Genomic DNA, 23,311 nt, shown 5'->3' with positions numbered 1-23,311 from the left:
GTTTTTCGGGGGTAAGCTGAACATAAAGTTCGGTAACCCGTAAAATTCTGTTCCGTGAGTACAACTGTGGGGGCGCCGGAATCCGCCACCCGGCGGGCGCGCTCGTTCTTCGCGCTGCTCGGGCCGGCGTTCGTGGCGGCCATCGCCTACGTCGATCCGGGCAATGTCGCGTCCAACATCAGCGCGGGCGCCGAATTCGGCTACCTGCTGGTGTGGGTCATCGTGATGGCCAACGTGATGGCCGGGCTGGTGCAGTTCCTATCCGCCAAGCTCGGGCTGGTCACCGGCATGTCGCTGCCCGAGGCGGTGCGGGACCGGGCGAGCCGGCCGGTGCGCCTGGCCTACTGGGGGCAGGCCGAAACCGTCGCGATGGCCACCGATCTGGCCGAAGTCGTCGGCGGCGCGATCGCGCTGAAGCTGCTGTTCGATCTGCCGCTGATCGTCGGCGGACTGATCACCGGCGTGGTGTCGATGGTGTTGCTGCTGGTCCAGGATCGGCGCGGGCAGCGGCCCTTCGAGCGCGTCATCACCGGCATGCTCGCCGTCATCGCGGTCGGTTTCCTGGCGAGCGTGGTGATCGCACCGCCCTCGGCGTCGGACACCCTCGGCGGCCTGGTGCCACGGTTCGATGGCGCCGAGAGTGTGCTGCTCGCGGCGGCCATGATCGGCGCGACCGTCATGCCGCACGCGGTCTACCTGCATTCGGGCCTGGCCCGCGACCGGCACGGCAGCCCGCAGCGCGGCCCGCTGCGGGTGCGGCTGCTCAAGGCGACCAAGGTCGACGTCGGGCTGGCCATGGTGCTCGCGGGCACCGTCAACCTGTCCATGCTGCTGATGGCCGCGAACACCCTGCGCGGCCGGGAGAACGTGGACACCCTCGAAGGCGCGCACGCCGCGGTGCGCGACGCGCTCGGCCCGATCGCCGCGCTGCTGCTGGCCATCGGCCTGCTCGCCTCCGGCCTGGCCTCCACCTCGGTCGGCGCCTACGCCGGGGCCATGATCATGGAAGGTCTGATCCAGCGCCGGATTCCGCTGCTGCTGCGCCGCCTGATCACCCTGATCCCGGCCATCGCGATCCTCGCCGCGGGCATCGATCCGACGCGCGCGCTGATCATCTCGCAGGTCGTGCTGTCCTTCGGCATCCCGTTCGCGCTGATTCCGCTGGTGCGCTTCACCAGTGACCGGGTGCTGATGGGCGCCGATGTCAACCATCGGGTCACCACCGCGCTGGCCTGGCTGGTCGCGGGCGTCATCAGCGTGCTGAACGTGGTGCTGATCTACCTGACGGTCACCGGGGCCTAGACCCAGTTCTCGATCCAGTACTTCCAGATCCGCGCGGCGTAGGCGTCCAGCGGCGGCACCTTGATGTCGGTGCCGGCCAGCGCCTCGGTGGTGTTGCGGCAGTCGAAGCGGCAACTGAACTCGCTGTGCTCCAGGACTTCCAGCGGCACGCCGACCCGGGGGAGCAGCCAGTTCGCGCCCGGCACCCGCAGGGTCAGGGCCAGAGTCGGCTTCGGCATGACCTCGACCAGATGCGGTGCGCCGGCCTCGTCGGCGAACAGATTCAGCGCTTCGGCCGCGCTGAACCGGCGCGGGTCCACCAGATGGAAGGTGGTGGCGTCGGCGCCCGGTGTGTGCGCGATGTGGTCCAGTGCGCGGGCCACGAAATCGACCGGCACCATGTTGGTCTCGCCCAGTTTCGGCGCGATCACCGGCAGCAGCCGCGGCAGCTGCGCGGCCATCCGCAGCAGCCGGAAGAAGTAGTAGGGCCCCTCGATCCGGTCCATCTCACCGGTCTCGGAATGCCCGATCACCAGGGAGGGCCGGTAGATCCGCCAGGGCAGCGGCGCCTCGCGCACGATCTTCTCGGCGTCGTAGCGAGCGCGCTGCGCCGGTTTGGGCAGGGCCTGGCCCAGTTCGAACATGTCCTCGGTGAACACGCCCTCGCTGGTGCCCGCGACGTCGACCGTCGAGACGTGGTGCAGCAGACCCGCCCGCAGATCCACGGCGGCGTCGACCACATTGCGGGTGCCGCCGCCGGGCTCGCGCGCGTCGTACCCCACGGCCAGGTGCACGACGTGCTCGATCCTCCCGCGCTGCTCGGCCAGCCACCGCGGGTCGATGCCGAGGTTGGGTGCGCCCAGATCGCCGTGCACCGGCCGCACCCGGTCGCCCGCGTTCCATTCGGCGGCACACGCGGCGAAGCGATCCGCGGACTCGATCCCCGGCCGCACCAGGACGTGAATATCGCCCTGGCGCCGCAGCAGCTCAGGGATGAAGAATCGACCGATGAACCCAGTTGCTCCGGTAACCAGGTAAGTCATAGCCAGTGAACATAGTCTGGCGTTTCGGGCGACTCGCCCCGGGGAGTCAGTCCTGGAAGACGGGCTTGCGCTTGGTGAGCATCGCGGTGGCGCCCTCGAAGAAGTCGGGGGACTGCAAAAGCTCACTCTGCCCGGCCTTCTCGGCCGCCAGCGCCGCGTCCAGCGCGCCCAGGGTGGCATTGTTGAGCGCCTGCTTGGTGAGCTCGAGCGCGCGGCGCGGGCCGGCCGCGAGCTTCGCGGCCGCGGCCTCGACCTTCGCGTCGAGTTCGTCCTCGGCCAGCACGGCGGTGAACAGCCCGGCCTGCTTGGCGGCGGGGGCGGGCAGGCGCTCGCCCAGCAGCGCCATCTCCGCGGCCAGCGGGCGACCGGCCGCGGCGGCCACCATGGCGGCCGCGCCGCCGTCGGGCATCAGGCCGATATTGATGAAGGCCAGCAGCAGGTAGGAGTCCTCGCTCGCGTAGACCAGGTCCGCGGCCAGGGCCATGCCGACGCCGACGCCGGCCGCCGCGCCCTTGATCCGGGAGATGACCGGCACCGGGGCGTCGACGATCGAGCGGACCAGGCGGTTGGCGGCGTCCATCACCATGTCGGAGGTGATGCCGCGGGCGGCCTCCTCCGGGCCGGTGGCCAGGTCGGCGCCGGTGCAGAAGTCGCTGCCCTCGCCGGTCAGCACGATGACGCGGACCGAGCGATCCTCGGCCGCGGCCAGGATGGTGTCGCCGAGGGCGACCATGGTGTCGTAGTCGACGGCGTTCTTGCGCTTGGGCTTGGTCAGGGTGACGCGCAGGATCTTGCCGTCGTGAACCGCAGAGAAACCCGCCGGTCGGTCGGAATCGGGATTACTCATTGTGTGCTCCTGGTCTGGCATTCGACGGTCGGGCGGGGCTGAATAGTGGTTAACTTTGCGAATTGTGGTTAACTTAGGTGGACTTGTCCGGCGCTGTCAACAACCAGTGCCGCCGCAGAACGGGAGAGGTGCATGGTCGCGGATCGCAGCGAGGTGGACCTCGCACCCGCCTCCCCGGTCCGCCGCCGTCCGAAAGATCGCAAGGTACAGATCGTGCGCGCCGCCGCGCGCGCGTTCAGCGAACGCGGCTACTACCCGGTCGGCGTCGACGAGATAGCCGCCGAGGTCGGCATCTCCGGGCCCGCCCTGTACCGGCACTTCACCAACAAATACGCGCTGCTGGTGGCCGCCGCGGAAGAAGGCGCCAAGCACCTGCTCACCGTGGCCGTCGCCGCCGACGACGACCGGCTCGCCCCCGCCGAACGCCTGGACGGCCTGATCCGGGCGATCGCCGAGCACACCATCGAGATCCGCCGCGAGGCCGGGCTCTACCGCTGGGAACGCCGCTACCTGGAACGCGAGGACCGCATCCGGATCCGCAAGATCTACGAGGACCTCAACGCCACCCTGGCCGTCCCGATCGCACAGCTGCGCCCGCAGGACCCGCCCGCCGACGTCGCCATGCGCGCGGCCGCCGTGCTCAGCGCGATCGCCAGCATCTCCGCGCACCGCACCGCGCTCTCCGGCGCCCGCATGCTGCCGCTGCTGCACGCCATGGCCTGGGCGGTGCTGGACGTCGAACTGCCGCCCGCCCCACCCGAACCCGATCCCGGCCCGGCCGTGCGCGGACTGCCGGTCACCTCGAAGCGGGAGCAGCTGCTCACCGAGGCCATCCGGATCTTCGGCCGGCAGGGCTACCACGAGGCCAGCATCGAGGAGATCGGCGCGGCCGTCGGCATCAACGCCTCCAGCGTCTACCGCTACTTCACCAGCAAGGCCGACCTGCTGGCCGCGGCGTTCTACCGCACCGGCGACCGGGTCGCGATGGCCATCACCGAGGCGCTCGCCGAAGCCACCAGTCGTCCGGACGCGGTGCGGCGCATCGCCGAACGGCAGGCCAGGCTGACCTTCGCGATGCCGGAGATCATGCCGGTCTACTACGCCGAGTTCTCCAATCTGCCGCAGGCCGAACAGCACAAGCTGCGCGCCATCCAGCGGCAGAACGTGCTGGAGTGGGCCAACCTGCTCGACGGCGACCCGGTCGAGGCGCGATTCCGGGTGCACGCCGCGATCGGCCAGGTCATCGACGTCGGTCGGCTGGTCCGATTCGATTCCCGCCCCGAGCAATTGGCGCGGGTCAGCAGCCTGATGGAGGCGGTGCTGCTCTCAGACGGCCCGCTCGAGCGCCCAGGCGACGGTGTCGTCGGCCGCTAGCCGCAGTACGTCCAGGTGCCCGCCGCCGGTGTAGGCCCGATGTATCACGTCGGTTCCATGCCGGGCCAGCTGGTCGCATCCGCGCTGCGCGCCGCCCCGCGGCGAGATCGGGTCCGCGTCCATCGTGCACACCAGGACCGATTTCGTGGCGCTCGGCGCGAAGTCGCGGCACCGGGTGAGCGCCTGGACGACCGGCTGGTGCCGGGTCAGGCGCTGTGCTCCCAGATCGCCGACGGTGTAGGGCGCCAGCAACTCCCGCATCTGCTTGACCGACAGCGACGTGACGGCGTCGAGCAGCTGCGCGCCCCGGCGGTTCAGATACCGCTGCGGGCGGAAGCCGGGGTCGGCGGCCCGCATCCCGGCCAGCAGCACCAGGATCAGCGCGTCGGCCGGCAGGTCGGCGTGACCGGTGACCATCGTGTAGTACGGCGCGTAGCTCGGGGGCGCCAGCGCCACCGCGCCGCGGTAGTTCAGGTCCGGTCCCGCCGCCGCGTGCAGCACCGCCCGCGCGCCCTGACAGAATCCGCCTGCCAGCACGGTCTTTTCGAGGCGATCGTCGAGTTCGCGCGCGGCCGGGCAGATGCCCATGATGTCGGCGGCGATCTGGCGCGTCGCCGGGAACGGATGCACGCCGCAGCCGTCGAGGCCCTGGAAGTCGGCCGCGGCCACCGCGAATCCGCGGGCCAGCCACGCCGCCAAATGTTCCCGCTCCACCCGGGGCAGCCCGCGCCGCGAGGGCGCGTTGTGCTCGTCCAAGCCCACGAAGCAGTGCGCCCAGGTCAGCAACGGCATGCTGGCCGGGGCACAGGCCGGCAGGAACAGCGATCCGGAACTGATCCGGTCGCCGTCGCGATAGCGGAGCCGATAGCCCTGCGCCGTCCCGGCCGGCCACAGCTCCGGGGCGATCGCGCGGACCTCGGTCAGGTAGGTCCACCGGTGCACGGCCGGGTCACTCCGCCCGGCCGAACAGCCAGTAGCCGGGCGCGCCCGGATCGTCGCCGGTCAGGAAGTGCACGACGCTCGCGGCCAGCTCGTCGACGGTGAGGTGACCGTCGCCGTCGCTGTCGGTGAGCCCGAAGACGACATCGGATTCGGCGGCCGCGATGCCGAGCCCGTGCGTCACCGACCGGAACTGGGCACGCGAAATGCCGTGGTCCGCACCGTCGATCAGCCGCATGACCGCCAGCACCAGGTCGCGGGCGCTGTCGGTGACGGCGGCCGGCGCCGGCCCGGCGTCGGCGAGGAACTCGGTGAGATCGATGTGCTCGTCGCCGTCCTGGTCGTAGTGCTCGATCAGGTGCCGGGCCAGCCGGCCGTAGGCCTCGCGCACCTGGATCGCGATCGGGTCGCCCAGCGGATGCCCGAAGCTCTGCACCAACCGCAGCGCGTGGGCGCGGAAGTCGTCCGGGCCGATCCGGCCGTCGCCGGTGGCGTCCAGGATCCGGAAACGGATATCGCGGTCGGCGCCCGGTTCGGCCGGGGCGGTGACCCGCGCGTGCGGCGCGTCGACCAGCGCCAGCGCCCATCGGGTGACGAGTTGTCCGGCCGGCTCCAGCAGTCCGGTGTGATCCAGGGTCTCGTAATCGTGGAAGGTGACCTCGGTGCCGCACTCGGCGAGTTCCGCGGCGAAGGCGCTGCCCTGGCGCGAGGTGAACACCGGGTCCGCGCCGCCCGCGCACAGGAACAGCGGCCGGTCGTACTTGGTCACCGGCGGGCTGGTCGATTCCAGGGCCTCGACGAACGGCTGCCAGGTCGCCAGCCCGGTCGTCCCGGCCTCGTCGTTGGTGGTGCCCGAGCACAGGGCGTCGAGTTCCTGCATCGACTTCTGCCCGGCGGCCACGATCAGGGCCTGCCCGGCCGGGCGGACGCGGAGCGCGGGATCGAACTCCGGTCGCCGGGTGTGCAATCCGGCCAGGATGGTGGGCACCAGCGCGTGCACGTTCTGGCCGCCGTCGACGGTGTAGGGCTCCACGAATTCCAGGAAGCGCACCGGCGGCGCCAGCGACACCGTGCCGCGCAGATCCAGCTCGGGGGCGTAGGCGGTGCAGATCGCGGCCGCGAACAGCGAGCCGTGGCCGCCCTGGGAGAACCCGCCGATCACGGTGCGCCGGTCGATGTTCAGGTCCATCTGGTGCACGGCGCGCGCGATGTCGATGATGTCGTCGGCGATGGCCTCGCCGTCCAGGTAGGGGTGCGGTTCCTTGGTGCCGAGCCCCTCGTAGTCGGTGGCCGCGACGACGAATCCGGCGGCCAGCCAGTGCGCCAGGTGCCCGCGCTCCTCGGGGATCAGTCCGACCCTGGAGGGCGCGTTGTGCTCGTTGCTGCCGACCGTGCAGTGCGCCCAGCTGAGCACGGGGGCCGGGGTCTCGCCGAGGTCGGGAACGAACACCGAGCCGCCGACCGCGCGTTTGCCGCCGCTGAAGTTGGCGGCGACGTATTCGATGCGATAGCCCTGGGCGGTGCCGTCCGGCCACAGCTCGCGGGGGAGGGGCTCGACGGTGAGCAGAGTGCCGTTGTCCAGATCCGTGTAGTCCGCTACTGAGGTCAAACCGTCCTCCGATGCGCGCGAATGAGGTCACCAACGAGACGGGACGAGCTGTGGTCGACCCTAATAAAAGCCGACCGGTCGATATGTCGAATTGCCGGACTTCGGCCGCTGACCTGGCGGTGCGATCAGGTGCGCCGGGCGTGCCGCAGCCGGAACATTGTGCGCGCCATCCGCAGGTGCCGGCCCTGCCGATCGAAGGTGGACAGGTTCACCGGGGCGCGGTACCGCTTGCGGGCGATGGACAGCGTCCGGCTGAACTCCCGCAGGCCCTGATCGCCGTGGCTGTGCCCTTGGCCGTACTCGCCGACCCCGCCGAAGGGCAGCGCCGGAATCCCCGCGTAGGCGCTCGACGAATTGATCGTCACCACCCCGACCCGCAGCCGCTCCGCGAACGCCGGGACGCTCGCCGCGTCCCGGGTGAACACCGACACCGCGACGCCGTTGCCGGTCGCGTTGATCCGGCGCGCCGCCTCGTCCATCGAGGGCACCCGGTTCACCACCAGCACCGGCCCGCAGGCCTCGCCGGTCACCGCGACGCTCTCCTCGGGCACCTCGGCCAGCACGATCGGCTCGATATAGGGCTCCCGGAACGAGTCCAGCCCGCCGACAACGGCTTTGCCGCCGCGCGCCAGCGCGTCGCGGACCTGCTTGCGCACCACGTCGACCTGGGATTCCACGATCATCGGGCCGTAGCTGGCGCGCCGGTCCGCGCCGGGGCGCAACCCGCGCGCCTGATCGACGACCAGCTCCAGGAACGAGTCGTACACCGAATCCGCGACGTAGGCGCGCTGGATGCCGGTCGGGTTCTGGCCCGCGTTCGCCATCGCGCCGAAGACCGCCGCCTCGGCGGCGTCGTCCAGCTTGGCGTCGACCTGCACGACCATGGTGCCCTTGCCCCCGCGTTCGATCACGACCGGCGTCAAGGTCTGCGCGCAGAGCGAGATCACCTCGCGGGCGCCGGAATCCGAGCCCGCGTAGGCGATCTTGTCGAGCTTGGCCCGGCACAGCGCGTTGGTGGTGCCCTTCTCGCCGGTGACGGCCTGCAGCACCGGCTGGCTCGGCGCCAGCCGGCTCCAGCTCTCGGCCAGCCACACGCCGACGCCGGTGGTCAGCTCGTGCGGTTTGAACACCACCGTGTTGCCCGCGGCCATGGCGTAGGCGATCGAACCCATGGGCGTGAAGACCGGGTTGTTCCAGGAACCGAGCACGCCGACCACGCCGAGCGGCAGGTAGCCGACCGAGGCGTGCTGGTTGCGGGTCAGCCAGGTGGAGCCGAGCTTGCGGCGGTCCAGCACGCGGGCGGCGTTGCGGGCGGCCCAATCCAGGGTCTCCATCGCGAGCATCACCTCGATGGCGGCGTCGGCCTCGGGCTTGCCGGTCTCCTCGCAGACCAGGTCGACCAGCTCGCCGGCGCGCCGGGCGATGCTGCGCTTCCAATCCAGTAGCCAGCGCTTGCGACTGGCGAATCCCAGTCCGGCCCACCATTTCTCGGCGGCGCGCGCGGAGCGCACCGTGCGATTGAGCTCCCCGTGCCCCATCACCGCGTAGCTCCCGACGACTTCGCCGGTGCGCGGATCGTAGGAGGTCAGCACGTTGGAGCCGCCCCGTCGACCGGTCACTCGTGGCTGTGCAGACTCTGCCATCGGTCTCACCTCCCTGATTTGCAGGGTATGGGCGTGTTCTCGGCCCGACAAGGCGCGGCCGCCGCCCCCGCACTGCCCTTGACGGCACGACCAGCGCCGATTCCGAATTGCGCCAATGGAATTCACTGACTGTGAGCAATAACACACTTAATCGACGGCGGAACTGGGTACCGCGCGGATGCCTCGACCGGTTCCGGCCAGCCGGTAACATCACGCCCATTGGGACGGATCTCCTCCGGAGACGCCTTGCCGCCCCGCCGATAGTGGAGAGTTGATGCCGAGCTTGACCAAGCCAGATTCGCACGTGGAGAGCCCGGGCGGGCCGGAACGCGAGACAGCGGTCCTCGTGAAAGACGTGCGCAAGTCCTTCGGTGACGTGCACGCCCTGCAGGGCATCAGCTTCACCGCGGAGAAAGCCGCCGTGCTCGGCATTCTCGGCCCCAACGGCGCCGGCAAGACCACCACGGTCAAGGTGCTCTCCACGCTGCTGCGCCCGGATTCCGGCACCGCCGTCGTGGCCGGCCACGACGTGCGCACGGATCCGGCGGGCGTGCGCCGCTCCATCATGATGACCGGTCAGTACGCCGCCCTGGACGAGAACCTCTCCGGCCGCGAGAACCTGGAGCTGTTCGGCCGCCTGATGGGGCTGCGCAAGGCCGCGGCCCGCCGCCGCGCCGACGACCTGCTCGAGCAGTTCGACCTGGTCAACGCGGGGCGCCGCGCGGTCGGCAACTACTCCGGCGGCATGCGCCGGCGCGTCGACATCGCCTGCGGCCTGGTGGTCCGGCCCGAGGTCGTCTTCCTCGACGAGCCCACCACCGGTCTGGACCCGCGCAGCCGCCAGGGCGTCTGGGATCTGGTGCAGGTCCTCAAGAGCCAGGGCATCACGGTGCTGCTGACCACGCAGTACCTCGAGGAAGCCGACGTGCTCTCCGACAACATCATCGTCATCGACAAGGGCACGGTGATCGCCGAGGGCACCGCCGACGAGCTCAAGGAGAAGACCGGCGGCAGCTACTGCGAGGTGGTGCCGCTGGATCCGAGCAAGCTCCAGACCGCCGCTGACGCGCTCGGCGATCTGGTGCCCCCCGCGGTCCTGGCCGAACTCGGCGGATCCGACCGCCTCTCCTTCCCCGCGCCCGACGGCGCGAGCACCCTCGCCGAAGCACTGCGCCGGCTCGACTACGTCGGCGTCGACCTCGCCGACATCGGCCTGCGCCGCCCCTCCCTCGACGACGTGTTCCTCTCCCTGACCGGCCATTCGGGCGGCAAGCAGTGACCACTGCGGAGAAGTCCGGTTTCGACGCCGATCCGGCGACGCTGTTCGCGCAGCTGCCGACGGCGAAGCCGTCGTCGTTCGCGCAGTGGCGGGCGCTGACGGGCCGGATCGTGTGGATCATGGCCACCAAGGGCGAGCTGATCATCGCGTTCGTGACGCCGCTGGTGTTCACGCTCGGCTTCTATCTGCCGCTGCGCTTCGTGATGAAGTTCCAGGGCATCGACTACGCCCAGTTCGTCATGCCGGTGATCGTGTTGCAGACGATGGCCTTCACCATGATGTCCAACGCGCAGCTCTCGGCGTTCGAGGCGCTGACGGGGTTGAGCACCCGCCTGCAGACCATGCCGATCGGCGCGCTCGTGCCGCTGTCGGCGCGGATCTCGGCGGGCCTGATCCGCTCGGTCACCTCGCTGGTGGCGGCCATTCTGTTCGGTTACATGATCGGCTTCCGGTTCGTCGCCGGGTTCTGGCAGGCGGCGCTGTTCTGCGCGTTCTCGCTGGCCGTGGGCACCGTGCTCGCGATCGGCGCGGACGGTCTCGGCTCGCTCACCAAGAGCCCGGAATCGCTGAGCCAGGCGCTGACCCTGCCGACGCTGATCTTCGGCATGCTGTCCTGCGGTTTCGTCCCGGAACGCAGTTTCCCCGAGTGGATCCGGCCGTTCGCCCGCAACCAGCCGATCTCCCAGTTCTCCTTCGCCATGCGGGACATGGCGGCCGACGGGGTGACCTGGCAGGTGCTGTGGGTGCCGCTGGTCTGGCTGATCGGCGCGGCGCTGGTGTTCATCCCGTTTGCGATCTGGGCGAGTGTGAGGCGGTCATGAGCACTGTTGTCGAAACCCCGGAGGTGCGCTGGACCGCGCCGCCCGAGGTGGCGCCGAAGGCCGAGGGCGGCCTGCGCACTCTGGTCGTGGACAGCACGCTGCAGTGCAAGCGGTTGCTCTACGGCTGGGCGCGCGACCCGTCGACCACGATCCAGACGCTGCTCTATCCGGCGTTGACGCTGCTGATGTTCGATGTCGTGCTCGGCAATTCGATCAGCTCGGCCACCGGCAAACCGGCCATCTTCGGCCAGGTGCCGATGATCACGCTGGTGGCGGCCATGTCCGGCGCGGTGGTCAGCGCGCTGGGCTTCAAGACCGAGAAGGCCACCGGGCTGCTCGGGCGGTTCTGGACCATGCCGGTGCACCGGGCGGCCGGGCTGACCGGGCGGCTGCTCGCCGAGGCGGTCCGCGTGCTCGTCACGACACTGTTCGTGCTGTGCGTGGGCTTCGCGCTCGGTTTCCGATTCGACCAGGGCCCGGTCGCGGGCCTGGCGCTGATCTGCCTGCCGGTGCTGTTCGGCATCGGCTTCGCCGTGCTGGTCACCGCGCTGGCCACGATCACCGAGGGCGTGATGCTGGTCAGCGTGATCAGCATCGTGAACACGCTGCTGATGTTCTTCAACACCGGTTTCGTCCCGGTCGGGGCGTATCCGGTGTGGTTGCAGGACGTCGTGCAGAACCAGCCGATGAGCTGTGCGATCGACGCGATGAGCGGTCTGTCCTACGGCGGGCCGGTGGCCGAACCGCTGCTGAAGACCGTGGCCTGGACCCTCGGCATCATCGTCGTGTTCGCCTGGCCGGCCGTGCGCGGCTATCAGCGGGCGGCGGAGACCGGCGCCTGAAAGCCATCGCCGAACGCCGTGCCGGACCTACCCGGCGCGGCGTTCGCTGCGTTCGGGGGCGGGTGGGAACGGATAATCCACCCAGCGGTCCCGGTTGGTCCAGCCGACCAGGTCGTAGCGCCAGCGGAACGGCCAGGTGTGCGCGACCGTGTTGAACAGGACCGCGCCCAGGGCGGTGTAGTCGTCGTGCGCGGAGAGCAGGGCGCGCTGGCCGCGTTCGGATTCGGTGAAGAAGGCGTCGAACATCGCGATCGACTGATCGGTGGTCAGCCGGCCCAGGCCCCAGAGCCCGCGCATCCGCATCCAGTAGACGAGCCGGGCGCGCCACGGCCAGAGCGCCGCGATCGGGTCGCGGCCCGTGCGCACCGCGTTCACGGCGGTGTCGACCAGGGCGAGCGAGTCGGCGACGCTGTAGCCGGTGCAGGGGTGCATCATCCCGCCGCGGGAGCCGAACGGGACGGCCAGCGCCACGCCCTTGCGCGGGGGCGCTTGATCCAGCGGATAGTGCGCGGCCTCGGTCGGCTCGCCGCCTTTCAGGCGAATCCCGTGGACGGCCAGGCGGTGCAGGGTGCGTCTGCGTAGCTCGTGCTGGGGCATGCCGCCGCGCAGGCCGAGGCTGGTCTCCTCGAAGATGACCGTGCCGTCGCCCAGCGGCACCGAGTAGAGGAACGAGGGCGGTTCGCCGGGGCCCGCGCCGTTTTCCGGTCGCCAGTCCAGCAGCAGTCCCTCGCCGTCGGCGATCATCGGCGCCGCGGTCTCGGCGTCGACGAAGATGCCGTGCGCGCTCGCCGCCCGGCGCCGGCCCAGCGCGGGCAGGCCGCGGGTGTCGAAAACCGTTGTGGCCCTGAGGATCGTGCCGTCGCGCAGTTCGACCTCGTGCGGGTCCACCCGGCTGGCGCGGCCCGCGACCACGGTGGCGTCGTCCAGCGGCAGCGCGTCGTAGAGGCCCTGCTTGGACAGCACGCAGTAGGGGCGGGGGATCCGGTGCTCGGTCTTGGTCCAGACGGTGGGCGCCTCGATCCGCTGCGCGATGGCGGTGGCCGGGAGCCAGCCGGGTAGCTCGTCGATCCAGCAGGAGAACGTCTCGGGCCATAATCGCTCGGGTCGCGGGTCGACCGCGGCGACCCGCAGTCCGGCCCGCATCGCCCGGTGTGCCAGCGCCCGGCCGGTCGGCCCGAGCCCGACCACGACCAGTTCGAATTCCCCGCCCACGCTGCCACTCATAGACGCATCTAATCCGTTCCGCGCGCCGGCTGGCAACAACCGCGCGGGCGCGGCCGAGGTGACTTCGGCCGCACCCGGCGCCCGCTACTTGGGGGTGACCCAGGTGGTGATGTCGGCGTGCACGACCTCGAGGCCGTGCTTGTCGTAGATGGAGACCGGAACCACCAGGTCCCGGCCCTCGGTGATCGCGGCGAAATCGGGGACCTCGGGCAGCTTGGCCACCGCGCGCAGGCCGGTCTCGGCCTTGGCCAGGTACTGCACGTTCATCGCCTTCGGAATCCAGCGGTGCGTGCCCGGCACCGTCGCCTCGCTCAGCATGCCCATCGCCACCTCGGCCAGGTTGCACGCCGCGATCGCGTGATAGGTGCCCAGGTGATTGTGGATGCCGAACCACTTCGGCGAGGTCACCTCGCACAGCCCCGGCTCCAGCCGCACCACGCTGGGCAGCACCGTGCCGAAGTACGGCACCCGCGCCACCATCCCCAGCGAGAACAGCGTGTGGCCCAGCCGGTTGTCCGGCAGCTTCTTCCAGCCCCGGTACGTGGCGGTCTCTTTGCTCATGCCGCTATCTTACTCAGAAGTAAGTTCCAAAGCCCAGCACCGCGGGCATAATCGGCCGCGATCCGGGGACGCGCGGCGTGGGGGTGAACTGGCTGGTCACCGGGGTGTGAGCGGGAGTGGGGGGCCGGATTTGAATCGGCGAAGCGCGTCGGGCATACTGTTCGGGTTGCCTTGCACAGGGTTATGTCTGAGTCCTATGGATACCTGGCGTAAACCGAGCCGAGGCGAGTTGTAGCAAATATGTACTTCGCTGGTTTCCAGCGTGAGTACGTCCGGGACACCCGTTCCGGCCCGAGAGGAAATTCTGATCCGGGCCGAAGAATGAGCGAGAAGGCGACACGCCCGACCGCGTGGACCGGAGAACCATGACAGATGAACAGCGGCGAGAGATCGAGCGTGCCTCGATCGTGGTCTCACGTGAGACGTCTTCGTGTGTTCGGGCTGTGTAAATGAGGGTGGTTTCGGCCAAGCCCCAGGGCTTCCGGGATCACGAACGAAAGCGGAGAAAAGGACACTTAGCGTGGCGGGACAAAAGATCCGCATCAGGCTCAAGGCCTACGACCACGAGGCGATCGACGCGTCTGCGCGCAAGATCGTCGAGACGGTGACCCGTACCGGGGCCCGTGTGGTCGGCCCGGTGCCGTTGCCCACCGAAAAGAACGTGTACTGCGTCATCCGCTCGCCGCACAAGTACAAGGACTCGCGCGAGCACTTCGAGATGCGCACGCACAAGCGGCTTATCGACATCCTCGACCCGACGCCGAAGACGGTTGACGCGCTCATGCGCATCGACCTGCCGGCCAGCGTCGACGTCAACATTCAGTGACGGGGACTCGAGACATGACTACTGATAACAAGAGCAGGCCCGCGGCCGGCATCCTGGGCACCAAGCTCGGTATGACCCAGGTGTTCGACGAGAACAATCGCGTCGTTCCCGTGACCGTCATCAAGGCCGGACCGAACGTCGTCACCCAGATCCGCACCGAGGAGCGCGACGGCTACAGCGCCGTGCAGATCGCTTTCGGCGCCATCGACCCGCGCAAGGTGAACAAGCCGGTTTCCGGCCAGTTCGCCAAGGCCGGTGTCACCCCGCGCCGCCACGTTGCCGAGATCCGCGTCGCCGACGCGTCCTCCTTCGAGATCGGCCAGGAGCTTTCGGCCGACGTGTTCGAAGAGGGCACCTACGTCGACGTCACCGGCACCAGCAAGGGCAAGGGCTTCGCCGGCACTATGAAGCGCCACGGCTTCGCCGGCCAGGGCGCCTCGCACGGTGCGCAGGCTGTGCACCGTCGCCCCGGTTCCATCGGTGGCTGCGCCACCCCCGGCCGCGTGTTCAAGGGCATGCGCATGTCGGGCCGGATGGGCAACGACCGCATCACCACGCAGAACCTCTCGGTTCACAAGGTGGATGCCGAGAACGGCCTGCTGCTGATCAAGGGCGCTGTCCCGGGTCGTCGCGGCAACGTCGTCGTGATCAAGAGCGCCGTGAAGGGTGGTGCCCACGCATGACCAGCCTCGAGAAGAAGGCCAACCTGACGCTGTCGGTCAAGGAGATCGGTGGCAAGACCAACGGCACCGTCGACCTCCCCGCGGAGATCTTCGACGTGACCGCCAACATCGCACTGATGCACCAGGTCGTGACCGCGCAGCTCGCCGCGGCCCGCCAGGGCACCCACGCCACGAAGACTCGTGGCGAGGTCTCCGGCGGTGGCAAGAAGCCGTACCGGCAGAAGGGCACCGGCCGCGCCCGTCAGGGCTCGACCCGCGCGCCGCAGTTCGTCGGCGGTGGCACCGTGCACGGCCCGCAGCCGCGCGACTACAGCCAGCGCACCCCGAAGAAGATGAAGGCCGCCGCGCTGCGCGGTGCCCTCTCCGATCGGGCGCGCAACGATCGCATCCACGTGATCACCGAACTGGTCTCGGGTCAGACCCCGTCGACCAAGACCGCCAAGACCTTCCTGTCCGAGCTCTCGGATCGCAAGAAGTTCCTGGTCGTCGTCGGCCGCGAGGACGTCGCCGCGTGGAAGAGCGTGGCGAACCTGGAGAACGTGCAGCCGATCGCCCCGGATCAGCTCAACACCTACGACGTGCTCTACAGCGACGAAGTGGTGTTCAGCGTCGAGGCTCTGAACGCTTTCGTTCACGGCCCGGCCGAGGCGGCACAGGAGGAGAGCAAGTGACCACCATCGCCGACCCCCGCGACATCCTGCTGGCGCCGGTCATCTCGGAGAAGTCCTACGGACTGATCGAGGAAGGCACCTACACCTTCATCGTGCACCCGGACTCCAACAAGACGCAGATCAAGATCGCCGTCGAGAAGGTTTTCGGCGTGAAGGTGACCAGCGTCAACACCGCCAACCGTCAGGGCAAGCGCAAGCGGACCCGCTTCGGTTACGGCAAGCGCAAGGACACCAAGCGCGCGCTCGTGACCATCTCGGCCGACAGCAAGCCCATCGAGATCTTCGGAGGCCCGGTCGCGTAAGCGCCTGGGAATCCAGAAAGTAGAGAAGAACTCATGGCAATTCGCAAGTACAAGCCGACTACCCCGGGCCGCCGCGGGTCGTCCGTCTCGGATTTCGCCGAGATCACCCGGTCGACCCCCGAGAAGTCGCTGATCCGCCCGCTGCACAGCACGGGTGGCCGCAACGCGCACGGCCGCATCACCACTCGTCACCGCGGTGGCGGCCACAAGCGTGCCTACCGTCTGATCGACTTCCGTCGGCTGGACAAGGACGGCATCCCGGCCAAGGTCGCGCACATCGAGTACGACCCGAACCGCACCGCCAACATCGCGCTGCTGCACTTCAAGGACGGCGAGAAGCGCTACATCATCGCCCCCAAGGGCGTGACGCAGGGCACCCCGATCGAGTCCGGCCCCACCGCCGACATCAAGCCGGGTAACAACCTGCCGCTGCGCAACATCCCGACGGGTACCACCATCCACGCGGTGGAGCTGCGTCCGGGCGGCGGCGCCAAGCTGGCCCGCTCGGCCGGCATGAGCATCCAGCTGCTGGGCAAGGAAGGGCCGTACGCGACCCTGCGTATGCCCTCCGGTGAAATCCGCCGTGTCGACGTGCGCTGCCGCGCCACCGTCGGTGAGGTCGGCAACGCCGAGCAGTCGAACATCAACTGGGGCAAGGCCGGCCGTATGCGCTGGAAGGGTCGTCGCCCCACGGTCCGTGGTGTCGTCATGAACCCGGTCGACCACCCGCACGGTGGTGGTGAAGGCAAGACCTCCGGTGGTCGCCACCCGGTCTCGCCGTGGGGTCAGCCGGAAGGCCGCACCCGCAAGCCCAATCGCCCGAGCGACAAGCTCATCGTCCGCCGTCGCAAGACCGGCAAGAAGCGCTAAGGAGGAGGTAAGAAATGCCACGCAGCCTGAAGAAGGGCCCGTTCGTCGACGACCACCTCCTCGCGAAGGTGGACGTTCAGAACGAGAAGGGCACCAAGCAGGTCATCAAGACCTGGTCCCGTCGTTCGACCATCATCCCCGATTTCATCGGCCACACCTTCGCCGTCCACGACGGCCGCAAGCACGTGCCGGTGTTCGTCTCGGACAACATGGTCGGACACAAGCTGGGCGAGTTCGCGCCCACTCGGACGTTCAAGAGCCACGTCAAGGATGACCGGAAGAGCAAGCGGCGATGACCACTGAGACTCAGAACCCGACTGCGCGGGCGACCGCGAAGCACGTGCGCGTCACTCCGATGAAGGCTCGCCGTGTCGTGGACCTGGTCCGCGGCAAGCGAGTGGAGGACGCCCTGGCGATCCTGAAGTTCGCGCCGCAGGCCGCGAGCGAGCCGGTCGCCAAGGTCGTGGCCAGCGCCGCGGCGAACGCCGAGAACAACCTCGGCCTGAACCCGGCCACGCTGGTCATCTCGACGGCGTTCGTCGACGAGGGCGCGACCATGAAGCGTTTCCAGCCGCGGGCCCAGGGCCGCGCGTTCCGGATCCGCAAGCGCACCAGCCACATCACTATCGAGGTCGAGAGCGTTCCCACCGCCGGTGGTGCCACTCGTAACCGCCGGAAGGGAGGGGCAAAGTAAATGGGACAGAAAATCAACCCCCATGGCTTCCGCCTCGGCATTACCACCGACTGGAAGTCGCGTTGGTACGCGGACAAGCAGTACGCGGACTACGTGAAGGAAGACGTCGCGATCCGCAAGCTCCTCGCCAACGGCATGGAGCGGGCCGGCATCTCCAAGGTGGAGATCGAGCGCACCCGTGACCGGGTTCGCGTCGACATCCACACCGCTCGTCCGGGCATCGTCATCGGCCGCCGCGGCGCCGAGGCCGATCGCATCCGCGCCGAGCTGGAGAAGCTCACCAAGAAGCAGGTGCAGCTGAACATCCTCGAGGTCAAGAACCCCGAGTCGGATGCGCAGCTCGTCGCTCAGGGTGTGGCCGAGCAGCTGTCCAACCGTGTGGCGTTCCGTCGCGCGATGCGCAAGGCCATCCAGTCGGCCATGCGTTCGCCGAACGTCAAGGGCATCCGCGTGCAGTGCTCGGGCCGCCTCGGTGGCGCCGAAATGTCGCGCTCGGAGTTCTACCGTGAAGGTCGCGTGCCGCTGCACACCCTGCGTGCGGACATCGACTACGGCCTCTACGAGGCCAAGACCACCTTCGGTCGCATCGGCGTGAAGGTCTGGATCTACAAGGGCGACATCGTCGGTGGCAAGCGTGAGCTGACCGCCGCCTCCGCTCCGGCCGGCGGTCGTGACGACCGTCCGCGTCGCGAGCGTCCGTCTCGCCCGCGTCGGTCCGGCTCCGCCGGCACCACGGCGACCAGCACCGAGGCCGGGCGCGCCGCCACTGCTGTGGCGGAGGCTCCGGCAGAGAACCAGGAGGGCTGACGCCATGCTGATGCCTCGCAAGGTCAAGCACCGCAAGCAGCATCACCCCGGCCGTTCCGGCATGGCCAAGGGCGGCACCTCGGTGGCGTTCGGCGAGTACGGCATCCAGGCTCTGGAGCCGGCCTACGTCACCAACCGGCAGATCGAGTCGGCTCGTATCGCGATGACCCGCCACATCAAGCGTGGCGGCAAGATCTGGATCAACATCTACCCGGATCGCCCGCTGACCAAGAAGCCCGCCGAGACCCGCATGGGTTCCGGTAAGGGTTCGCCGGAGTGGTGGGTCGCGAACGTCAAGCCCGGCCGCGTGATGTTCGAAATGTCTTACCCCAACGAGGAGACCGCTCGTGAGGCCCTGCGCCGCGCGATGCACAAGCTCCCCATGAAGTGCAGGATCGTGACCAGGGAGGAGCAGTTCTGATGGCTACCGGAACACCAGCCGCAGAGCTCCGCGAGCTCACCGAAGAGGAACTCGTTTCCCGCCTGCGCGAGTCGAAGGAAGAGCTGTTCAACCTGCGCTTCCAGATGGCGACGGGTCAGCTCGACAACAACCGTCGTCTGCGCGTCGTCCGTCACGAGATCGCGCGCATCTACACGGTCATGCGTGAGCGCGAGCTCGGTCTGGCCACCGGACCCGCTGGCAAGGGAGATGCGGCATGAGCGAGAAGATCGAAGGGCAGCGCAACAGCCGCAAGGTTCGCAGCGGTTACGTTGTCTCGGACAAGATGAACAAGACGATCGTCGTCGAGCTGGAAGACCGTAACCGGCACAAGCTCTACGGCAAGATCATTCGCACCACCTCCAAGGTGAAGGCGCACGACGAGAACGAGATCGCCGGCATCGGCGACCGCGTTCAGCTGATGGAGACCCGTCCGCTGTCGGCCACCAAGCGCTGGCGTCTGGTCGAGGTCCTGGAGAAGGCGAAGTAATTCGCGCCCTCCACGGCTGACAAGTCGAACAAAGGCCCGCTTCCCATTGGGAAGCGGGCCTTTGTCATTGCCGGATCATTGGACCGTGAGAGTGACGGTCTTGGTTTCGGTCTCGGCCGGGAGGCGGGTGGTGTCGACGGCGAGGATTTCGCCGGAGTCCTGGGCGCCGTCGGGCATGGTCTTGGGCTTCAGCGTGAAGGGCGGCTTGTTGCCGGCCCCGGCCAGGCCGAAGTCGCTGTCGTTGGCGATGTAGAGGGTTTTGCCGCCGTCGGTGGTGGCGATGCCCTCGATCTTGTCGTGGGCGAAGAACTTGCCGTCGGGATTCAGGGCGTCCACCAGGCCGCCGAGGTCGAGGCCGAGTTTCTTGCCGACCGGGGTGATTCCGGCGCGCCGCAGGGCGGCGACGCCGTCGGCGGTGGGCACCGTGCCGACCCAGGTTTCCAGCGGCTTGCCCTCCACCAGCAGGCCCTGCTCGGGATCGTAGACCGCGCCGGGAACCGTGGACTGCGGGCCGATGTCGGTGGCGCCGGCGATATCGATGGTCCACAGCTTCTTGTTCGCCTTGGGCGCCTTGTTGCCGTCGCGTTCGTCGACCAGGAAGGTGGTGTTGCTGAGCGCGGTGATCTCGGAGACGGCGAGCTTCTCCTTCGGGTTCTCCAGCGGGTACGCGAACTCCTTGACCGCCTTGGTCTTCAGGTCCACCGTGACGATGCGGGTCATCGGCACCTCGCGGGCCGAGCTCACGCCCGCGGTGCTGAGGCCGCTCTGCACGACGCCGACCAGCGTGCTGCCGTCGGGCGTCACGGTGAGGCCCTCCATGCCCTGGTTCGGGGTCCGCAGCCGCAGTTCCTTCGGTAATCCCTGCCCGGGGGTGAGCCGCTCCAGCTCGGTGCCCTCGGCGTCGAAATGCACCAGGAACGGGCCGTATTCGTCGGAGACCCAGAACGTGCCGTCCGGCAGCGCGACCAGGCCCTCGCTGTCGATCCCGTGATCGGTCGGCGTCAGGACCGTTCCGTTCAGGTCCTTCATGGTCTCGCCGGTGTCGGCCGAGACGTCCACCAATCCGTTGAACGGCTTCCCGGCGCGGTTGCGCAGCAGAATGGTCGACTGCACCACGGCCTTGTTGCCGACCAGCTTGAACCGGGCGATCTGCGGCGTGAAAGCCGGTACGACGGCCAGCTTCTCGTTCTTGCCCGGCCCGTCCACGTTCGGCCCGCGATCGGTGAGCCCGTAGAACTCCCCGTCGGCTCCCGGCACCGGCACGAAGGCCGAACCGTACGCGCTGCCCTGCACGGTCGCCCCGCCGAACTCACCGAGCGGCGCGATATCGGTGGTGTAGAGCCGCACGGCGTCGGTGGTGGTCACCTCGATCTTGTCCGGTCCGGTGTATCCGGCCGCCGGGGTGTAGACCAGCGCACCGTCGGTCTGCCGCGTGATCGTCCCGTGCTCGGGCTTCGCTATGGCCACCGCGGCGCTACCCCCGGTCCGGTCCAGCAACTCGTCCAGACTGATCACCAGCGGCTTGTCCTTGCCGACGGTGAAGTCCGCGCTCGGGTCGGACGAACAGCCGGCGGCTGCGGCGCTGGCGCACACGGCCACGACGACCAGCGTGTTTCGGGTACTACGGCGAATTCTCACCAGGGATGCCTATCGTCCCGGACCGACATGGACATGACCGCAATCTGAACATTGTCCGTCGCCGGGCCCGGGTGGCCGGCTATTCGCTGGGAGTGTCGCCGTAAGACCGCAGCAGAGTGGCCAGGGCCCCGGTGACGTGCTCGGTCGCCTCGGGCGTCAAGGCTTCGAGCAGCCGGGCTTCATTGGCGATGTGCAGGGGCAGAACCTGATCGATGACCGCGAGCCCGTGCTCGGTCAGCCGGATCTTGACCGACCGGCGGTCGTTCTCGTCGCGGACACGAGTGACCAGGTCCTTGTCCTGCATGCGATCCACGCGAAGGGTGATCGCGCCGGTGGTGACCAGCGAGGTCTTGAGGAAGGTACCCGCGCTCAGTTCATAGGGCGCGCCGGAGCGCCGGAGCGTGGACAGCACGTCGAATTCGCCGGGCTCCAAACCGTGTCCGGCGAGGAAGTCCTTGATCTCCTTGTCCCACAGGCGGGAGATCCGCATGATCCGGCCGACGACGCCGATCGGCGCGAAGTCGATGTCGGGACGCTCGCGCCGCCACTGTTCCAGTACGGCCGCCACACTGTCGGTCACCAGTCCTCCGGGGAATTTAGATGAGCGCTCATTAGTTTGACACTCACATGAGCGATGATTATCTTAGCGCTCATCTTAATGAGACGACGAACGGTGGTGTGCCATGCCTTTCACCTCGACCCGCGACACCCGCGTGCACTACGAAGCCGAGGGGCACGGACCCGGCCTGGTGCTGGTGCACGGCACCGGCGGCGACGCCGAGAAGGTCTTCGGCAATGTCGTCGACCAGTTCACCGCCGATCGCACCGTGGTGCGCCCCAACCTCAGCGGCAGCGGCCAGACCACCGACGACGGTGCCGATCTGACGCTCGATCTGCTCGCCGGCCAAGTCGTCGCGGCGACTCGGGCGGCCGTCGACGGGCCGGTGGATCTGCTCGGATTCTCGCTCGGCGCCGTCGCCGCGGCCGCGGTCGCCGCGACCCATCCGGAGCTGGTGCGCAGCCTGGTGCTGGTCGGCGGCTGGGCACACTCCAGCGGGCCCCGCGATCAATACTATTTCCACACCTGGGCGCAGCTGCTGCACACCGATCGTGAACTGTTCAAGCGCTTTTCGGCCCTGACGGGTTTCAGTGCCGCCGCGCTGGACCGCTTCGGGCACGAGGGTCTGGCCGCATCGCTGGCGGATGCCTGGCCGCCGCTGGGCATCGGGCGGCAGATCGATCTCGGCCGGCGGGTGGACATCCGCCCGCTGCTGCCCGCGATCACCGCGCCGACGCTGGTGATCGGATTCGCCGAGGACGCGATGATTCCCGTCGCGGGCTCGCGCGAGTTGAGCGCCGGAATCCGGGGCAGTCGCATCGTCGAGCTGCCCGGAGCGGGTCACATGGACTGGTTCGCCGACCCGTCCGACCTGATCGCGCTGACCCGCGAGTTCATCACCGACCCCGGGCCTGCCGCCGCGGAGCTTCAGTCGCCGAGTCCGGCGCGGGCGAGTAGGTAGTCGATGAGCGGGCGGTAGTGGTTGGGGAGGATGCCGTCGTCGAGGGGGACGGTGACGGCGATCTTGCCTTCGGCGTGCCCGGCGAACAGTGCTGGGTCGTTGCAGTCGGCGAAGCCGACGGCCTCGATGCCGGCTTCGCCGGCCGCGCCGGCCCAGCCGTGATCGGCCAGCACCAGGCCGGGCCAGGCGCCGGTGCCCTGCAACTCGGCGAGCATGGCCTGCATGGGTTGCGGGTCGTGGGTGTGCCGGTAGTCGCCGGACTTGCTGATCAGCGCCGCGACGCCGCCGGTGTAGGAGATCTCGCGGTATTTCAGGCTGTCGGTGCTGGAGGCGTAACTCCAACCGGCGGCGGGCGTCGGGATCTCGCAGCCGGCGGCGGCGAGCTTGTCGGCGACCGCGCGGTAGACCCCCAGCAGTGTGGCGGGGTGACCGGTGGCGAACACGACGGTGGAACGGTGCCGGGCGGCGTGGGCGAGCCGTTCGGCCATGGCGTCGAGCGCGTCGATCGTCAGATCCGGATCGATGGTGTCGACGCCGTGCGTGTATTTCGGGTCCGGGCTGACGCCGCACTGCCGCGCCATCATGGCGAGCGTTTCCTCGAAGGTCCACTCCCGCAGGCGAAGTCCGAACTGGTAGCCGGGATCACGCGCGACCATACGGCGGAAGTTGGTGAGGTTCGACTCCCGCGGCGTCGCCACCTCGCCCGCGATCCTGGTGCGAACCAGATGCTCGCGCAACGCCTCTCGATCGACCCCGGAACCATGCGCGACCGCCATGCCTCCACTGTGCCCTGCCCGGGTGGCGCGCGCTAGATGTACTGACCATGGACGTTGGTGACGGCGTGGCGAGCTGGACATGACGAAGACCTCCGAGTGAAGTGCGAGCTGTCTAGGAACGCATCCACTCTC

General features: G+C 68.8%; 27 protein-coding genes. 17 read left to right on the top strand and 10 right to left on the bottom strand.

Annotated features, from left to right (window positions below; genetic code table 11):
* The first annotated feature begins 54 nt into the window (after positions 1-54).
* A complete protein-coding gene (locus tag AB0I43_RS26130; RefSeq protein WP_356973738.1) occupies positions 55-1,302 on the top strand; it encodes an Nramp family divalent metal transporter in 1,248 nt (415 codons plus the stop codon).
* Here the strand turns inward: AB0I43_RS26130 and AB0I43_RS26125 are convergent.
* Together AB0I43_RS26125 and AB0I43_RS26120 are read right to left on the bottom strand one after the other, a co-directional pair.
* Positions 1,299-2,324, bottom strand: coding sequence for an SDR family oxidoreductase (locus tag AB0I43_RS26125; protein WP_356973739.1), 1,026 nt, complete (start codon positions 2,322-2,324; stop codon positions 1,299-1,301). The genes AB0I43_RS26130 and AB0I43_RS26125 overlap by 4 nt on opposite strands.
* A gap of 46 nt (positions 2,325-2,370) precedes the next feature.
* On the bottom strand, positions 2,371-3,171 hold the full coding sequence (locus tag AB0I43_RS26120) for an enoyl-CoA hydratase-related protein (protein ID WP_356973740.1): 801 nt from the start codon (positions 3,169-3,171) through the stop codon (positions 2,371-2,373).
* A gap of 132 nt (positions 3,172-3,303) precedes the next feature.
* Here AB0I43_RS26120 and AB0I43_RS26115 point away from each other — a divergent pair, with 132 nt between their 5' ends.
* On the top strand, positions 3,304-4,545 hold the full coding sequence (locus tag AB0I43_RS26115) for a helix-turn-helix domain-containing protein (RefSeq protein ID WP_356973741.1): 1,242 nt from the start codon (positions 3,304-3,306) through the stop codon (positions 4,543-4,545).
* On the opposite strand, the gene AB0I43_RS26110 is transcribed toward AB0I43_RS26115, so the two are convergent.
* From AB0I43_RS26110 to AB0I43_RS26100, 3 genes are all read right to left on the bottom strand, one after another.
* Positions 4,498-5,487 carry a hypothetical protein gene (locus AB0I43_RS26110; RefSeq protein ID WP_356973742.1) on the bottom strand — a complete coding sequence of 330 codons (990 nt, stop codon included), beginning with the start codon at positions 5,485-5,487 and terminating at the stop codon, positions 4,498-4,500. The genes AB0I43_RS26115 and AB0I43_RS26110 overlap by 48 nt on opposite strands.
* A 7-nt stretch (positions 5,488-5,494) precedes the next feature.
* Positions 5,495-7,093, bottom strand: coding sequence for a lipase family protein (locus tag AB0I43_RS26105; protein WP_356973743.1), 1,599 nt, complete (start codon positions 7,091-7,093; stop codon positions 5,495-5,497).
* A 125-nt stretch (positions 7,094-7,218) separates the two neighbouring features.
* On the bottom strand, positions 7,219-8,736 hold the full coding sequence (locus tag AB0I43_RS26100) for an aldehyde dehydrogenase family protein (protein ID WP_356973744.1): 1,518 nt from the start codon (positions 8,734-8,736) through the stop codon (positions 7,219-7,221).
* A 274-nt stretch (positions 8,737-9,010) separates the two neighbouring features.
* Here AB0I43_RS26100 and AB0I43_RS26095 point away from each other — a divergent pair, with 274 nt between their 5' ends.
* From AB0I43_RS26095 to AB0I43_RS26085, 3 genes are read left to right on the top strand one after another with little or no spacing between them, the layout of a single operon-like run.
* The gene (locus AB0I43_RS26095; RefSeq protein ID WP_356973745.1) at positions 9,011-10,015 is read left to right on the top strand and encodes an ATP-binding cassette domain-containing protein; all 1,005 of its coding nucleotides are present in this window, start codon (positions 9,011-9,013) and stop codon (positions 10,013-10,015) included.
* Between the two features lie 41 nt (positions 10,016-10,056).
* Positions 10,057-10,836, top strand: coding sequence for an ABC transporter permease (locus AB0I43_RS26090; protein WP_356974108.1), 780 nt, complete (start codon positions 10,057-10,059; stop codon positions 10,834-10,836).
* Positions 10,833-11,678, top strand: coding sequence for an ABC transporter permease (locus AB0I43_RS26085; RefSeq protein WP_356973746.1), 846 nt, complete (start codon positions 10,833-10,835; stop codon positions 11,676-11,678). Before AB0I43_RS26090 ends, AB0I43_RS26085 begins: the two co-directional genes overlap by 4 nt.
* A gap of 27 nt (positions 11,679-11,705) precedes the next feature.
* Here AB0I43_RS26085 and AB0I43_RS26080 read toward each other — a convergent pair whose 3' ends face one another.
* Both AB0I43_RS26080 and AB0I43_RS26075 read right to left on the bottom strand, forming a co-directional pair.
* Complete coding sequence (locus tag AB0I43_RS26080) at positions 11,706-12,902, bottom strand: lycopene cyclase family protein (RefSeq protein ID WP_356973747.1); 1,197 nt, start codon at positions 12,900-12,902, stop codon at positions 11,706-11,708.
* Between the two features lie 84 nt (positions 12,903-12,986).
* Positions 12,987-13,463 (bottom strand): hotdog fold domain-containing protein, encoded by a 477-nt coding sequence (locus AB0I43_RS26075; RefSeq protein ID WP_356973748.1) that lies wholly within the window; start codon positions 13,461-13,463, stop codon positions 12,987-12,989.
* A gap of 520 nt (positions 13,464-13,983) precedes the next feature.
* Between AB0I43_RS26075 and rpsJ the strand changes: the two genes are divergently transcribed.
* From rpsJ to rpsQ, 11 genes are read left to right on the top strand one after another with little or no spacing between them, the layout of a single operon-like run.
* Positions 13,984-14,289 carry a 30S ribosomal protein S10 gene (gene rpsJ / locus AB0I43_RS26070; protein WP_003938093.1) on the top strand — a complete coding sequence of 102 codons (306 nt, stop codon included), beginning with the start codon at positions 13,984-13,986 and terminating at the stop codon, positions 14,287-14,289.
* Positions 14,290-14,303: 14 nt separating this feature from the next.
* Positions 14,304-14,972 carry a 50S ribosomal protein L3 gene (gene rplC / locus AB0I43_RS26065; RefSeq protein WP_356973749.1) on the top strand — a complete coding sequence of 223 codons (669 nt, stop codon included), beginning with the start codon at positions 14,304-14,306 and terminating at the stop codon, positions 14,970-14,972.
* On the top strand, positions 14,969-15,643 hold the full coding sequence (gene rplD / locus AB0I43_RS26060; protein WP_356973750.1) for a 50S ribosomal protein L4: 675 nt from the start codon (positions 14,969-14,971) through the stop codon (positions 15,641-15,643). The genes rplC and rplD overlap by 4 nt, the downstream gene beginning before the upstream one ends.
* A complete protein-coding gene (gene rplW, locus AB0I43_RS26055) occupies positions 15,640-15,945 on the top strand; it encodes a 50S ribosomal protein L23 (protein ID WP_040686547.1) in 306 nt (101 codons plus the stop codon). Before rplD ends, rplW begins: the two co-directional genes overlap by 4 nt.
* 33 nt (positions 15,946-15,978) lie before the next feature.
* Positions 15,979-16,815: a 50S ribosomal protein L2 gene (gene rplB / locus AB0I43_RS26050; protein WP_356973751.1), complete on the top strand. Its 837-nt coding sequence runs from the start codon at positions 15,979-15,981 to the stop codon at positions 16,813-16,815.
* Between the two features lie 14 nt (positions 16,816-16,829).
* Positions 16,830-17,111, top strand: coding sequence for a 30S ribosomal protein S19 (rpsS, locus tag AB0I43_RS26045; protein ID WP_019045020.1), 282 nt, complete (start codon positions 16,830-16,832; stop codon positions 17,109-17,111).
* On the top strand, positions 17,108-17,509 hold the full coding sequence (rplV, locus tag AB0I43_RS26040; RefSeq protein ID WP_356973752.1) for a 50S ribosomal protein L22: 402 nt from the start codon (positions 17,108-17,110) through the stop codon (positions 17,507-17,509). The genes rpsS and rplV overlap by 4 nt, the downstream gene beginning before the upstream one ends.
* On the top strand, positions 17,510-18,316 hold the full coding sequence (rpsC, locus tag AB0I43_RS26035; RefSeq protein WP_356973753.1) for a 30S ribosomal protein S3: 807 nt from the start codon (positions 17,510-17,512) through the stop codon (positions 18,314-18,316).
* 4 nt (positions 18,317-18,320) lie between these two features.
* Positions 18,321-18,737 (top strand): 50S ribosomal protein L16, encoded by a 417-nt coding sequence (rplP, locus tag AB0I43_RS26030; RefSeq protein WP_067666862.1) that lies wholly within the window; start codon positions 18,321-18,323, stop codon positions 18,735-18,737.
* A complete protein-coding gene (gene rpmC, locus AB0I43_RS26025; protein ID WP_011207272.1) occupies positions 18,737-18,976 on the top strand; it encodes a 50S ribosomal protein L29 in 240 nt (79 codons plus the stop codon). The genes rplP and rpmC overlap by 1 nt, the downstream gene beginning before the upstream one ends.
* Positions 18,973-19,245 carry a 30S ribosomal protein S17 gene (rpsQ, locus tag AB0I43_RS26020; protein WP_356973754.1) on the top strand — a complete coding sequence of 91 codons (273 nt, stop codon included), beginning with the start codon at positions 18,973-18,975 and terminating at the stop codon, positions 19,243-19,245. Before rpmC ends, rpsQ begins: the two co-directional genes overlap by 4 nt.
* A gap of 75 nt (positions 19,246-19,320) precedes the next feature.
* On the opposite strand, the gene AB0I43_RS26015 is transcribed toward rpsQ, so the two are convergent.
* Both AB0I43_RS26015 and AB0I43_RS26010 read right to left on the bottom strand, forming a co-directional pair.
* Positions 19,321-20,883, bottom strand: coding sequence for an esterase-like activity of phytase family protein (locus AB0I43_RS26015; RefSeq protein ID WP_356973755.1), 1,563 nt, complete (start codon positions 20,881-20,883; stop codon positions 19,321-19,323).
* A gap of 79 nt (positions 20,884-20,962) precedes the next feature.
* Positions 20,963-21,463 carry a MarR family transcriptional regulator gene (locus tag AB0I43_RS26010; RefSeq protein WP_356973756.1) on the bottom strand — a complete coding sequence of 167 codons (501 nt, stop codon included), beginning with the start codon at positions 21,461-21,463 and terminating at the stop codon, positions 20,963-20,965.
* Between the two features lie 103 nt (positions 21,464-21,566).
* Here AB0I43_RS26010 and AB0I43_RS26005 point away from each other — a divergent pair, with 103 nt between their 5' ends.
* The gene (locus tag AB0I43_RS26005; protein ID WP_356973757.1) at positions 21,567-22,403 is read left to right on the top strand and encodes an alpha/beta hydrolase; all 837 of its coding nucleotides are present in this window, start codon (positions 21,567-21,569) and stop codon (positions 22,401-22,403) included.
* Here AB0I43_RS26005 and AB0I43_RS26000 read toward each other — a convergent pair.
* Positions 22,370-23,179, bottom strand: coding sequence for a phosphatase (locus AB0I43_RS26000; protein WP_356973758.1), 810 nt, complete (start codon positions 23,177-23,179; stop codon positions 22,370-22,372). The genes AB0I43_RS26005 and AB0I43_RS26000 overlap by 34 nt on opposite strands.
* Between the last annotated feature and the right edge of the window lie 132 nt (positions 23,180-23,311).

Origin of the sequence: Nocardia sp. NPDC050435 (assembly GCF_040655395.1) — a bacterium.
Taxonomy (GTDB): domain Bacteria; phylum Actinomycetota; class Actinomycetes; order Mycobacteriales; family Mycobacteriaceae; genus Nocardia.
Note: the sequence above shows the minus strand (reverse complement) of the source record. Positions and strands in the feature narration are given on the sequence as shown.

Excerpts from the sequence above, each read along its gene's own strand:
- rplC (WP_356973749.1), top strand. The coding sequence starts at position 14,304 with ATGACTACTGATAACAAGAGCAGGCCCGCGGCCGGCATCCTGGGCACC.
- AB0I43_RS26120 (WP_356973740.1), bottom strand. The coding sequence starts at position 3,171 with ATGAGTAATCCCGATTCCGACCGACCGGCGGGTTTCTCTGCGGTTCAC.
- AB0I43_RS26005 (WP_356973757.1), top strand. The coding sequence starts at position 21,567 with ATGCCTTTCACCTCGACCCGCGACACCCGCGTGCACTACGAAGCCGAG.
- rplP (WP_067666862.1), top strand. The coding sequence starts at position 18,321 with ATGCTGATGCCTCGCAAGGTCAAGCACCGCAAGCAGCATCACCCCGGC.
- rpmC (WP_011207272.1), top strand. The coding sequence starts at position 18,737 with ATGGCTACCGGAACACCAGCCGCAGAGCTCCGCGAGCTCACCGAAGAG.
- AB0I43_RS26080 (WP_356973747.1), bottom strand. The coding sequence starts at position 12,902 with ATGAGTGGCAGCGTGGGCGGGGAATTCGAACTGGTCGTGGTCGGGCTC.
- AB0I43_RS26100 (WP_356973744.1), bottom strand. The coding sequence starts at position 8,736 with ATGGCAGAGTCTGCACAGCCACGAGTGACCGGTCGACGGGGCGGCTCC.
- rpsC (WP_356973753.1), top strand. The coding sequence starts at position 17,510 with ATGGGACAGAAAATCAACCCCCATGGCTTCCGCCTCGGCATTACCACC.
- AB0I43_RS26075 (WP_356973748.1), bottom strand. The coding sequence starts at position 13,463 with ATGAGCAAAGAGACCGCCACGTACCGGGGCTGGAAGAAGCTGCCGGAC.
- AB0I43_RS26000 (WP_356973758.1), bottom strand. The coding sequence starts at position 23,179 with ATGGCGGTCGCGCATGGTTCCGGGGTCGATCGAGAGGCGTTGCGCGAG.
- rplD (WP_356973750.1), top strand. The coding sequence starts at position 14,969 with ATGACCAGCCTCGAGAAGAAGGCCAACCTGACGCTGTCGGTCAAGGAG.
- rpsS (WP_019045020.1), top strand. The coding sequence starts at position 16,830 with ATGCCACGCAGCCTGAAGAAGGGCCCGTTCGTCGACGACCACCTCCTC.
- AB0I43_RS26115 (WP_356973741.1), top strand. The coding sequence starts at position 3,304 with ATGGTCGCGGATCGCAGCGAGGTGGACCTCGCACCCGCCTCCCCGGTC.
- AB0I43_RS26085 (WP_356973746.1), top strand. The coding sequence starts at position 10,833 with ATGAGCACTGTTGTCGAAACCCCGGAGGTGCGCTGGACCGCGCCGCCC.
- AB0I43_RS26095 (WP_356973745.1), top strand. The coding sequence starts at position 9,011 with ATGCCGAGCTTGACCAAGCCAGATTCGCACGTGGAGAGCCCGGGCGGG.
- rpsQ (WP_356973754.1), top strand. The coding sequence starts at position 18,973 with ATGAGCGAGAAGATCGAAGGGCAGCGCAACAGCCGCAAGGTTCGCAGC.
- rplV (WP_356973752.1), top strand. The coding sequence starts at position 17,108 with ATGACCACTGAGACTCAGAACCCGACTGCGCGGGCGACCGCGAAGCAC.
- AB0I43_RS26125 (WP_356973739.1), bottom strand. The coding sequence starts at position 2,324 with ATGACTTACCTGGTTACCGGAGCAACTGGGTTCATCGGTCGATTCTTC.
- rplB (WP_356973751.1), top strand. The coding sequence starts at position 15,979 with ATGGCAATTCGCAAGTACAAGCCGACTACCCCGGGCCGCCGCGGGTCG.